Origin of the sequence: Enterococcus sp. (assembly GCF_022711995.1) — a bacterium.
Classification (GTDB): domain Bacteria; phylum Bacillota; class Bacilli; order Lactobacillales; family Enterococcaceae; genus Enterococcus_D.
Map to the genome: position 1 here is coordinate 1 of NZ_JALAHI010000015.1, position 12,347 is coordinate 12,347.

Sequence of the window (12,347 nt, forward strand, 5' to 3'; positions counted from 1 at the left end):
ATCGGGTTGCCGTTGATGTTCAATATAATTTTGGAGCAGGTACCAGTAAGTAAGATTGGGATGATGATGGGGGTAGGAACAATGATCCCAGCGATTGCACTAATACCGGCAGTAAAAGGATAAAAATATATCTCCAACCGATACTTGTCACTACTAACCCACCAAAAGTAGGCCCTATGGCTGGTGCAATCGCTGGGATCATTGTTCCTACCCCCATCATCATCCCAATCTTACTTACTGGTACCTGCTCCAAAATTATATTGAACATCAACGGCAACCCGATCCCTGTTCCAATCCCTTGAATGACCCGGCCGATCAATAAAAGAGAAAAGCTCCCAGCAACAGCATTTAGTAATACCCCAATCGTGAACAAGCTGATTGCAGCTAGGAACAGTTGCTTGTTTTTAAACGAATTCTTTAAAAAGCCCGATAGTGGAACGATAATCGCTAAGACAAGTAAGTAAATCGTCGTTAACCATTGAACTGTCGCGGTATTCACTTGAAATTCACTATTTAAAGTTGGAAAGGTGACATTCATTGCTGTTTCTACAAGGACACCACAGAAAGCTAAAATTCCTGTCGCAACAATTGCACCAACCGTTTTAAGCGTAATCTTTTCTTGTTTCATGTTATTCTCCATTTCTTAAATATAACGCCTGCAATCAATCACCTCTTGATGATTTTTGTTCCTAACAACAAAAAATAGGACAGAAGCCAGCAAAACGAAGGGAGCCGCTTGTTCTTTCCATTTCCCCTGTTGAATTTTTAAGGCGGCTCTTTGGTGCTCGTTTCTTCAGCTTCTGTCACAGGGTTCCCGTTTCTATTGATCCGTTAGCGAGAGGGCTTGTTGCAATACTTTTTCACCATTCATCGTTCCGTATGCAGCCATATCGATGACAGAAACAGGGATCTTTTCTTCTACCAATGCCCGAATCTGTTTCTCTTTGAAGCGTACTTGCGGTCCTAATAGAATCACATCTTTATCTGAAACATACTCTTTGATATCTTCGACCGGACGAGCCTCAACAGCTGCTTCAATCGACTGGCTAACGCCTGCTTTTTCTATTTTTTCAATCAATAAGCTGGTACTCATTCCTGCATTACATACCAGTAAAATATTTATTTTTTTCATGATCTATCTCCTCCAATTGTTGATCTATTCAGCAACGACAACGTTACCTGACAGCTCAGCGGCTTGTTCTTTCAACGATTCTTGTTCCCGTTTATACTCCAAATTATCCGCCATTTTAAAGAATGGGAAATAAATAGCCGTCGCAACAAGGACACAGACAAACTGTGCGATCATCATCCGCCAACCGCCGGAAATAAGCGCATTAACAAATGTCGGAGTACCCGTCGGAAGCTGTGCTCCCATCATTCGAGGAACCAAGCCCAAAGTGATAGAAAGGTAGCCAATAAATCCAGTAACTAACGGAGTCACTACTGTTGGTATCAAGAAAGTAGGATTTAAACAAATTGGTGTCCCAAAAGTGATTGGTTCATTGATACCAAAGAACGTTGGAATACTCGTGATTCGTCCGATATTTTTATATTGATCACTTTTAGCAAAAAAGATGAAGCAAATCGCGAGACCAAGAATACAGCCTCCGCCACCAATTTCTAGAAAGACCGAAGTAAAACCAAAGTCGATCAAATTAGGTGGGGTCGTTCCAGCCGCAGCTGCATTCATATTTTCAATTGTCATTGTTTGAATGATCGGTGCATAAACGCCAAAGATAATGGCTTTCCCGTGAATACCAAACCACCAGAAGAGTCCAATCAATGCATAAGCCACCATGACACCACCGACAGAACCGCCGATTTGCTGAATTGGTACTTGAAGGACACTGTAAACCAAATTATGCACACTGCCATAACTTGTAAATGAAAAGCCCCACGATACTAATGCCATAATAACGGTAATCGAAAAGAATGGAATAATGGAACTAAAGGATTTTTCAACAAAGCTCGGTACGCTATCTGGCATATGGATCGTCACATTATTTTTAATAAACCAACTATAGAGTTTCGCTACGACAAGTCCGACAATGATCCCGACAAACATCCCTTTAGATCCGATAAAGTCGAAACTGATGAAATCAACGGGACGTACGGTATCATGCACTTGCTGTTCGATGGTGGAAAGAGGCGTCAGCAATAAGAAGGAGACGATCGCCAGGAAACCTGGAAACATGCCGTCGATCTTAAATGATTTTGCTAAGTTAAATGCCACGAAATAAACCACGATCAATCCCATGATATTACTGGTAAAAATACCTGGTAAAAGTAATAGTGATTTTACGCCATTCGATTGAATGAAGTTTTGATAGCCATCAAATGGCAAGTTAGCGATCAATGTACACATTGCTCCTGTAATACTGGCAGGAATAGTCATGACCATCCCTTTACTTACTGCTTTTAAATAGCGGTTATCAGAAATTTTTTCGGCAGCCAATTGGATTTTTTCAAGATTATCAATCATGCTCATAGTGAAGTCTCCTCTTTTTATTTTATCTGAACAAAACGTTCAATTGCCTTTCCAACGCCATCTTCATCATTTGAATCTGTACGATATTTCGCGCATTCTTTTACTTCTTTGATAGCATTTGCCATTGCAACAGTATAACCAAAAGATGGATCCAACATCCCTAAATCATTGTAACTGTCGCCAATCGTCATGATTTCACTTAGCGAGATCCCTTTCTCTTTCGCGTATTTTTTGATGGCTTGACCTTTATCCGCTAAAGGATTGGTAACCTCCAAATTAATTGCAAACGAGCCAGTCGCATTGACGGGATAATTGACTGTCAAGCGCTCTTTTACTTTCGCGATTTTCTCTCGATCTGGTGAAAAACTAATGATTTTCCCGACAAAGTAATCGTTTTCAAAAATATCATCCAAAGAATCGATTGAATGGATTTCTTGGTACAAGAAGTGCTCTTGTGCTGTCTCATAGGCACTTTCTAAAGAAATCTCTGGATGAAAATTATTGATTTTGGTTGCTACTGCCCATTTCTTCGCCTCCACATCACTCGGCGAGAAGGTCCCGCCAGTGGTGTAAAGTTCGACAAACATGTTTTCTTGTTCTAGTTCAGAAACGATTCTTCGGACAAGCGCTTCTGTAAGATACAAGCTCTGGATGATTTCGCCGCGATGATTTCTCAGTTCGCTGCCATTCATGACCAGATAATTACACTCGATCCCTGCAGTTTGCACTTGTGGGAACGCGTCTTCATAGCTTCTCCCCGTAGTAATGATAAACTCGATCCCTTTTTGTTGCGCTGCTTTAATAGCCGCACGATTTTTTTCAGAGATTTTATGATCGGAACGAATCAACGTGCCATCCATATCTGAAGCAATCAGTTTTATCATACAACCACCTATCCAATGACGCTTTCTAATAATAATTGATGACGTTTGACCTGTTCGATACTATCCACTTCCATATAATCTTGAATGTGGCGGTTTCCTTCGTATTCACTACAAATGTAACCTTGATAGCCGGCATCTTTTAAGACATTGATGACATCCATGTAAGGAATACTGGTTTCTTGCAAGTCTGTCGTGATATCATAAAATTTTCCGTGAATATGGACGATATAGGGCATATTGTCAACAAGAATCTTCGGATCTGTGTAAACAAAGTGGCGGCAAAACTCTGCAAATGCCTTGTCTGCTTCTGTGGCATTTGCCATCTTAGTAACTTCTTCAAAAGTTGCATCTTTGTCCACACCATTAGCATAATTTTCGCTGATATAGCGGATAATCTCTGGTGTTCCACCTTTGCGAATATAGCTATCTTGGAAAATCGAGCCAATTCGTTTGGTAAAAATTCCAAAGTCCGGCATAATACCAAACCATTTGGTTCCACTTTCTTTAATATAATCTAAGCGTTCTTCAAACCATGGCGTACCAAAAGTAAATGGGGCATGGACTTCAAGTGCGATTTTTACGCCCACTTCTTCTGCATAGTCCAAGCTTTGTTTTACGACTTCCAATGGGGTCGAAACAAGTGTCCGCAATATTTTACATCCTAGGCGACTGGCAATTTTCAAATCACGTTTCATCATTTCTACATTCTCTGAAGTTGTCAGCATACGATTTGCAAATAATTTGTTGTCTAAGAAAGCGTCGTAGGCGATGGGTTCTACTTGATATTTGTCCATCCATTCATGCCATTGTTTCACAAAATCATCTGAGATATTCGGAAAAGTCGGCAGCATTTGTTCCGGCAAGAATTCAATCCCTTTGGCGCCAGACAAAGAAGCTTCTCTAATACAATCTTCTAAGGTCATCTTTCCTGTGTAAAATTCATCTTGGTAGCTATATAATGATACACCGCGTTTAATCTTATTCATAATGTCCTCCTCACGCTTCCAATACTAATGTCTTTTCATCATCACCAACATTGTTAAATGGCAAATAAGAAATCCGTAAACTGACAAAGGCTTGGATTTTATGTTCTCCGTCAGATAATCCACCGGGTCTTTTCACAAAAACTGTAATCGTTTCTGTCATTTCCCAGCGATGATTGATCACCGTGGGCAACTCAGCGAATGTGAATGTCTCGCCTTTCACCGTAATGATCATATCCTCGTTATTGATTTTTTCACCATCGATCGATAAATCAATCACCTCGACACAACTCATGGGTAGGCCTCGGTAATAAGGAATCCTTAATTGTACTTCAAAACCAGTGACTTCTTGATGTTCGCGAACGTTGCGAAAGCCTTTAGGGTGAATCAAATATTTTTCAAACATCTTTTCTTGTTCCTCCTTTGTTTGAATCACGAGGCTGTGCCCTAAGTCTCCGACAAGTGACACTATCCGAACAGTAACTAGTATTGCTCCTGCGGTGCAGGGACTCCTCGTCGCAAAAAGTCAGAGGAATCTATCGCACTAGCATATGATTCGGTTTCACTTGTTGGATGATGACTTATGGCACTATCCCGTGATCGTGCTTATAATTTCACTTCATTGCCTGTTTCTGCTGCTTGATAGATTGCTGCTAATACTTGCGTGACTTTGAATGCTTCTTCTGGTTTCACTAAAGGTTCTGTATCGTTACGGATCGCTTCTAACCATTGTTTGGCTTCCAAGCATTCTGGAGCAGACTCATCTCCTTCAAAAAAGGCGATATTGCCAGCCGCACTAATACTTTCTTCCGTAAGCAAACCATTTTTTGCCCGATTGTAGGTCAATTGATTGACTGGGAAACTCATTCCCGCATCGATTTCCGCACCAGCTTTGGTACCGCACAATGTCGTTGCTGCTTCTTTTGATTCTAAAACATTCAATGCCCATGAGGATTCTAAGAAGATGGTTGCCCCATCCTTCATCTTGATAAAACCAAATGCAGAATCTTCTACTTCAAAGCTTGATGTATCCCATGGACCAAAGAGATTGCCTGCCTCGGCACCAGGGAGATTGCCTAATTTATGGAAGACAGAACCTGTGACGGATTCAACGTCATAATTGTTCATCATCCACAATGTGATATCCAATGCATGGGTACCGATGTCGATCAGTGGGCCTCCGCCTTGTTGCGATTTATCAGGGAAAACACCCCATGTTGGAACAGCTTTCCGTCGAATGGCATGGGCTTTTGCAAAATAAATTTCCCCCAAATCTCCATTTGCACAAGCTTCGTGTAATGCAGTCACTTCTTTACGGAAACGATTTTGGTAGCCGATCGTGAATTTCTTGCCTGATTTTTTCCATGCATCCATCATTAATTGGGCTGCTTCTGGGGTATGCGCCATTGGTTTTTCGCACAAAACATGTTTTCCAGCTTCAAAAGCTGCAACTGTGATTGGGCTGTGGCTAACATTAGGCGTACACACATGAACAAGATCAATGGATTCATCCGCTAATAATTCATTGTAATCTTGATAGTACTTGGCACCTTCAACACCGTATTTTTCGGCTGCTTCTTTTGCGCGATCGACTTGAACATCGCAGAACGCCACCATTTCACATTTGTCTTTTTGCGTACTCAATGCTGGAAAATGTTTGTTATTGGCGATGCCTCCGCAACCAATGATCCCAATTCTAATTTTCTTCATACTTGTCTCCATCCTTTGATTTTTTCAATTTTATTCAAAATTCATACTTTGATGGTACTTAGCCGAAACACGAATCGTCTCGACAACGCCCATTAAGCGTAAAATTTCTGCAGGTTTAACAATCAATTCTTCTTTCCCTTGCGTATAGGCATAATAATTATCAAAAAACATTTGATGATTGGTCGTCACTTCAGGCAACGCCTCTGTTAAGATTCTGCCTTCCGGTGCTGGTCCAAAACTACGAGTAGGCCCTGCATGAGTCATAGTGATTTTTCCAGGGACATTACTCAACAATGCAGAAGTTCGGGTGATTTCCCCTTGAGGATTGAACCCATCAATTTTTGCACTTCCTTCATTTCCACCAATAAACCAGTGGCGTTCAAACCAGTTTTCAGAACTATTCAAAAAATAAGTGCCTAATTCGATTTGAGCATTGACACCATTTTCGAAATAAAGCTGCAGATTAAAATAGTCATCCACTTGATCGTTGATCACATTACGAACATCTGCATAAATAGTTTTTAACTTATGAGGAATCATCCAAAGAAGCTGATCAATCAAATGAACCCCCCAATCATAGAGCATGCCGCCCCCCATCTCAGGATAGACATGCCAATCATGCATATTGCCATTAAAGCCATAGAGGGCGCTTTTGATCGTATACGGTTTCCCTAGCAATTCTTGGTCATAGATTGTTTTTGCTACTCGATAGTCATGGTCCCACCTTCTTTGTTGGTGTACAGTGAACCGGACATTCTCGGCTGTCGTTACTTCAATCATTTTCTTCACTTCTGCTGTATTCAAAGCAAGTGGTTTTTCGCAGATGATATCTTTCTTCGCTTTGGCTGCTTTCAAGACCATTTCTAAGTGCAGTTGATTTGGTACGGCAATAATCACTGTGTTGACAGCTGATTCTGCCAAGAGATCTTCTGCCCGTTTAAATGTCTTAATTTCCTTTGGAACACCTTCAAATTGGTTCTCGTTCGTATCACAGACTGCAACTAATTCGGCGTATTCTAGTTTTGAGATCGTTTCCGCGTGGGTTTGTCCCATAAAACCAAAGCCAATGATTCCTATCTGCAGCTTTTTGTTCATCTTGTTTCCCTCCTGTCAAAATAATCCCAATGCTCCACAAATTGATTCTGAGAAATTCGGAATAAATCTACTACGTGGCATTTCACTTGCTGCTTTTCGTCAACACTTCTGAGAAAAACAGCTGCAAAATCTTTGTCTAAAACGATTTGATCAACTTCGAGATGAAAAAATTCCTCCGAGTGGAATTTTTGTTCAAATGCTTGGATAAATCCTACTCTCCCTTGTCCAACGCCAGGATTGTGCTGAATGTAGTCCTCAGCAATCAACGCGTAGGCCCACTCAAATTGCCGCTGGTTAAAAAAACCTTCATAAAACGCGTGGATTCGTTCTTTTGTTATTTTCATGGCAAGTCCCCGTCTCAACTCAACTTTTTATCAGTTGTTTGACCATTTGTAGTTGTCGTTTGGTAAATTCTGTACCGCCACAATAAAGCTCATCTTCGTATTCACAAATCAAATAGCCTGAAAAATCAGAATCTTGAACGACCGCTAAAATCTCTTTATAGGGGATACTTGGTTCAACCAGATCCTCACCTAGATAATGGAATTTCCCGTGTAACTCAAAGCTGTACGGCAAAATTTCTTCCAGCTCGTTTAACAGGCGAGGCAACTCGGCTTTAGGTTTAAATTGGACAAAACCATACATTCCTTGTAAGACTGTCTGAATGGCTGGATGCGCCCCTTGAGCCACTAAATTAGCCTGTGCTTCTTTCAACGGAACCCCGTCATAGCGCATCTTAGCTGCTTGCTGCAGATGTTCTTCGCTGACCCCTGCTTCCAACGCTTTTATCCACTGTGCTTGATTGGGGGCAATGGCAAAACAACCAAAATCCGGGATAAACCCAAGATGTTGCGACTTGGTCTTTTTGATTACTGCTAAATATTCTTTCATTAACGGTGACAATGGTGATTCCGGATTGTGAATTTCGATTCCCACCCGAATATCGTATAATTCAGCATAAGGCGCCAAGCGTTCAAAGGCTTGTGGGGATAACATATACTGAGCTCGCATCACCTTGCAGCCTAGCTGATGAGCTGTTTTTAAATCTATGATGGTATCTGCTAACATCTCATCATCCGTCAGATTACGGTCATGCATCATTCCTTTGTCATTATTCGCTCCGTAGCCAACCGGCCCAATGCCATACTCTGCTTTTAATGATTGGATTAATCCCAGAAATTCATCACTGACATTGGGATAATCCGGCAGCATTTGCGTTCCAACGATTTCATATCCCGTTGCGCCGGCTAGCGCTGCTTGCTTGACACATTCAGCGAAATCATACTCGTAACGAGCATATTCCGTTCCATAGCAAAAGAGCGTCACACCTAAATTTATTTCACTCATCTTCTTCTCCTTCTAGTTTGATCGTTACTTTGTCACCCGAATCTAACGGCATAAAGTCATGTCCCGGTCCAATCTGCATATAAGGGATTCGGAGCATCAGTTTCAGCTCGATGTCATGGGAACCGCTGATTCCTTCCGGACAAAGAACCTGAATCGTTGCCAAGTCAACTTGACGCCAAAATTCTGTGACTGCGTACTTCAATTTATATAAAGGAAGTTCTTTGCCGTTTAATTGGAACGTAACTGCTTCATCAGAAACTTTCTTGCCATCAATATGGACTTCCAGCAACTCAATGTCCGAAAGATAATGTCCTCTGTAGTAGGCTAATTGAACATCAAAGCGCATCCCTTTATTTTTTCCATTGATGTAAATCGGCTGGATAGACTCTTTTTTGATGATCTGTTGGTTCAACTTCATGCGCATCGCAAACATCTTTTTCCTCCTCTATAAAACGAAATTCCTTAAATACTTCGTACTCAGTGTGACTGATTTCTTGACGTCCTCATAATTTTTTTCGAATGCTTTATCTTCGATTTCAATACATGAATAGCCGTCAAAGCCGATATCGGTTAATGCAGATACATAGCTTGCCCAGTTTACATCTCCTAGCCCGGGCAGCTTAGGACTCATGTAGTTAAGGGGTGTAGCCATCACACCGACATCTTTCAATTTTTCGGCATATAGCTTGATGTCTTTGTAATGAACATGGAAAAGTTTATCTTTAAATTCATATAAAGGGGCGATATAGTCGATTTGCTGCCAGACAAAATGCGAAGGATCATAGTTTAGTCCAAGCATCGGACTGTCCAATCGTTTGAAGACTTCCCGCCAAATAGCAGGTGTCGTCATCAGATTTTGTCCACCTGGCCATTCATCTTCAGTAAAAAGCATCGGACAATTTTCAATGGCGATTCTCACGTTTTTCTCTTCTGCGTATTTAAGGATTGGTTTCCAGACACGCACCATCTCAGTCAAATTCTCTGATAAGGATTTTGTTTGCATTCTGCCAATAAAAGTAGTTACCAAATGGATCCCCATCAAGTCTGCTGCATCGATCAATCGATACAAATGATCGATCGCTGCTTGACGTTTTTGCAAATCCTCGTCTAGTGGATTTGGATAATAGGCAAGTGCTGAGATCTCAACATTTTTACTTGCCGCGTAATCGGTAATTTTTTGGGCTGTTTGCTCATTTAGGTTTGTGACATCTATATGGGAGACCCCCGCATATCTACGGGTTGCTTTTTCCACCGGCCAACAAGCAACCTCCACACAATCCAATCCATTTTCTGCTACGATATCAATCATTTCTTCAAAATTACTCTGATCAAAAATCGCACTGACTATCCCTAGTTTCATGATCTCACCTCAACTTCTTTCTATACTCGAAGTATAAAACGCTTTCTTTTTTCCAGCTCTCAGATTTTTGTGATGCCTCATTGCGATTTTTGTTTTGTTTTTTTCTATAAACAAAAAAAGACAAAAACGATCGTATCGTTTTTGTCTTTTCCTCTCAGGTGGCTTTTACCGTCTTTTTTTGATATTTATCACATAAAATTCATTGGTGACGAGCTTTTTATTGATCACTAGCCGGTTTTGTCTTACTTCAACGACTTCTAGTGTTTGAAGATGAGTGCTTTTTGCTTCTAAATATTTGATGTCAGAGTCTCTTAATTCTTGTAGAAAGTTTAACTTAGACCACTGATTGAACAGATCACCATGATCCTTTAAACAAGAGAATATTCTTAATTCATAAGTCCCATTGGATATGTTCGATAAGACAATCTCTTCCTCATGCTCAACCTCTTCAAAAAATTGACTGATTTCGGTCACTTTCAAGTTAGACTCATCTTTCAAATAATATAGGCTATTAGGGTGTGTGTAATGATGCCCCAATATGAAATACTCATTTTCTTCGGAAGAACACACCAAGTGTTTTTCATCTTTACACTGAAAGTAAGCCCCATGCAACTGATCGAATAATTTCATTGCATGCATGGCTGGTTTGAAAAGTCCATTTTTACTCAAAAGACCATTCCCACCGGTCAATAACCCTTGATAATGCCCTTTTTGCACTAAATCAGTCGAGAGCCAATAACCTAGCCCATCAACTTGATCAAATAGATCGATCAGACTTTTTATAATAAATGCGCCTTTATAAAGGCTATCATTTAGTAGATTGCTTCTGGAAACTGTATTGCTCCATTCAGATATATAGATAGGCTTATTGGTATCGATCTGCTTTAATGCTTGGACTTGATTCTTTAAAAAATCGGGATCTGTTACCCGTTGATAGTTTCGTTTCTCTCTCACAAGCCGATTGGAGTAAGGGAATAATGCAAAAGAATAGAAATCAAAGGTGCAATCAGAAAGTTCTTCGTTGATAAAAGAACGAACTTCCAAACGGTTGGTCATCACAAATGTACCACCCCCGATTGAAATATTTGGTAATAGTTGTTTACAAATCGCGTAGGTCATTTGATAAAAAGAGCAATAGCGAGAAACGGAATCGTGATCTTCTGGCGCATTGGCAACAATTTCTATTTTCCACTTGGAAACCGTCTGCGTCCCATAGCGGTTTAACAAATGTAAACAAAACTGCTGGATCATGGCTTGCCATTTTTCTTTTGGGTACTCACTTTCTTTAAATGAATGACAGATTTTATTTAGAGCTAACCATGGAGTTAATCCAAGATGGATCAGAGAATCAATAATCTCATCGATCATATCATACTGATCAAAGGTTTCTCCCAAGAGTTTAGCTGAAAAGATCCCCCAGATCCTGCCGTACTTAAATGTCAAATTCTGCTGTAACATAGAAAGCTGCTGCCGCAGACTATTGTTCAAGACGATTTCGGCTGCCCCGATATTCAAAATCTTGCCCCATGTTTCGCGGATAGGCATTTTCTCTGCTCTATTTATCTCAAATCGATAATAGGATTTATGCCCAGAACTCACCTCTAGTTTTTCTTCTTTATATTGCTGGAAAGACTGCTTTATCTCATCATCGAATGTATAAGGGGAGACTGCTTTACGAGTCTGGTATTTCTTTCGATAACTAGAGGGCGTGCTCTGATATAATTCTTTAAACTTCTTATTAAAGCCGTTCACACTAAAAAAACCATTATCGATCGCAATTTGCGTGATTGGTTTTTCTGTTTCTATCAAGTCTTGCATAGCATGCTGCATACGAACATCACTCAAATAATCTTTAAAATTTCTAGCCATATTTTTTTTGAAAAACTTAGAAAAATAAGCAATATCCATATGTACCAACTCAGACATCTCGGTTAATGTCAGATTCTCATAATATCTTTCCTTGATCGTTCTGGTAATCTTTTGTATTCGTTGATCTTCTTCAAAGGTTTCCATCGTTTGTTCCAAAAATAAACTGCTTAATTCATTTAAAAGCTGATAAACTTTACTCATTTGTAGAAAATTGGTTTTGTCATTCTCATAAATCAGCAAATCAATGATCTCGCTCACTAATTGTCGCAATGAGGCATAATTCTTATTGGGATTCTCGATGGAATTACAATAAAAGCTGATCCGTTCAACTTCTAATGCTTGTGATAACAAAAAGGAAGAGATGGAAAAAGAAAAAAGCAGACTTTCTTTTTCTGCCAGAAGTTCATAATTTTCATGTTTGTTAACGACTACAAAATCATCGGCCTTCATGGCGTAGCCTTTTCCATCAATCGTTAAACTGGCTTTTCCTCTCATCAGAAAGAGCAAATCTGTTGTACGAATGTCCTCTTTTTTTAGGTTCGCATGTGATAATAGTTTTATATCGCTTTGGTTGTCCAAGTATTGGATAATTTTGCTCATGTCACTCCTCC

Annotated in this window: 12 protein-coding genes and 1 pseudogene; all 13 read right to left on the reverse strand. The window is 40.1% G+C overall.

What is annotated here, in order from left to right; genetic code table 11:
* Positions 1-100 precede the first annotated feature (100 nt).
* Positions 101-640: pseudogene (locus Q0A12_RS01255) on the reverse strand (MFS transporter); the annotation flags it as partial.
* A gap of 180 nt (positions 641-820) precedes the next feature.
* Positions 821-1,132, reverse strand: a complete 312-nt coding sequence (locus tag Q0A12_RS01260) for a PTS sugar transporter subunit IIB (RefSeq protein ID WP_291290908.1) — start codon at positions 1,130-1,132, stop codon at positions 821-823.
* A 24-nt stretch (positions 1,133-1,156) separates the two neighbouring features.
* Entirely contained in the window at positions 1,157-2,488 is a 1,332-nt protein-coding gene (locus Q0A12_RS01265) for a PTS transporter subunit EIIC (RefSeq protein WP_291290909.1), read from the reverse strand.
* A 17-nt stretch (positions 2,489-2,505) separates the two neighbouring features.
* Positions 2,506-3,372: a Cof-type HAD-IIB family hydrolase gene (locus tag Q0A12_RS01270; protein ID WP_291290910.1), complete on the reverse strand. Its 867-nt coding sequence runs from the start codon at positions 3,370-3,372 to the stop codon at positions 2,506-2,508.
* A gap of 8 nt (positions 3,373-3,380) precedes the next feature.
* Positions 3,381-4,358, reverse strand: a complete 978-nt coding sequence (locus Q0A12_RS01275) for a TIM barrel protein (protein ID WP_218927460.1) — start codon at positions 4,356-4,358, stop codon at positions 3,381-3,383.
* Positions 4,359-4,368: 10 nt separating this feature from the next.
* On the reverse strand, positions 4,369-4,761 hold the full coding sequence (locus tag Q0A12_RS01280) for a DUF6379 domain-containing protein (protein WP_291290911.1): 393 nt from the start codon (positions 4,759-4,761) through the stop codon (positions 4,369-4,371).
* 200 nt (positions 4,762-4,961) lie between these two features.
* Positions 4,962-6,065, reverse strand: a complete 1,104-nt coding sequence (locus tag Q0A12_RS01285; RefSeq protein WP_291290912.1) for a Gfo/Idh/MocA family oxidoreductase — start codon at positions 6,063-6,065, stop codon at positions 4,962-4,964.
* A gap of 30 nt (positions 6,066-6,095) precedes the next feature.
* Positions 6,096-7,160, reverse strand: a complete 1,065-nt coding sequence (locus Q0A12_RS01290) for a Gfo/Idh/MocA family oxidoreductase (RefSeq protein ID WP_291290913.1) — start codon at positions 7,158-7,160, stop codon at positions 6,096-6,098.
* Positions 7,157-7,504 carry an ester cyclase gene (locus tag Q0A12_RS01295; protein WP_291290914.1) on the reverse strand — a complete coding sequence of 116 codons (348 nt, stop codon included), beginning with the start codon at positions 7,502-7,504 and terminating at the stop codon, positions 7,157-7,159. Before Q0A12_RS01295 ends, Q0A12_RS01290 begins: the two co-directional genes overlap by 4 nt.
* Before the next feature lie 19 nt (positions 7,505-7,523).
* Positions 7,524-8,507, reverse strand: a complete 984-nt coding sequence (locus Q0A12_RS01300) for a TIM barrel protein (protein WP_291290915.1) — start codon at positions 8,505-8,507, stop codon at positions 7,524-7,526.
* A complete protein-coding gene (locus Q0A12_RS01305) occupies positions 8,500-8,940 on the reverse strand; it encodes a DUF6379 domain-containing protein (protein ID WP_291290916.1) in 441 nt (146 codons plus the stop codon). Before Q0A12_RS01305 ends, Q0A12_RS01300 begins: the two co-directional genes overlap by 8 nt.
* Before the next feature lie 12 nt (positions 8,941-8,952).
* The gene (locus tag Q0A12_RS01310; RefSeq protein WP_291290917.1) at positions 8,953-9,867 is read right to left on the reverse strand and encodes a sugar phosphate isomerase/epimerase family protein; all 915 of its coding nucleotides are present in this window, start codon (positions 9,865-9,867) and stop codon (positions 8,953-8,955) included.
* 165 nt (positions 9,868-10,032) lie between these two features.
* Positions 10,033-12,336, reverse strand: a complete 2,304-nt coding sequence (locus tag Q0A12_RS01315) for a helix-turn-helix domain-containing protein (RefSeq protein WP_291290918.1) — start codon at positions 12,334-12,336, stop codon at positions 10,033-10,035.
* Between the last annotated feature and the right edge of the window lie 11 nt (positions 12,337-12,347).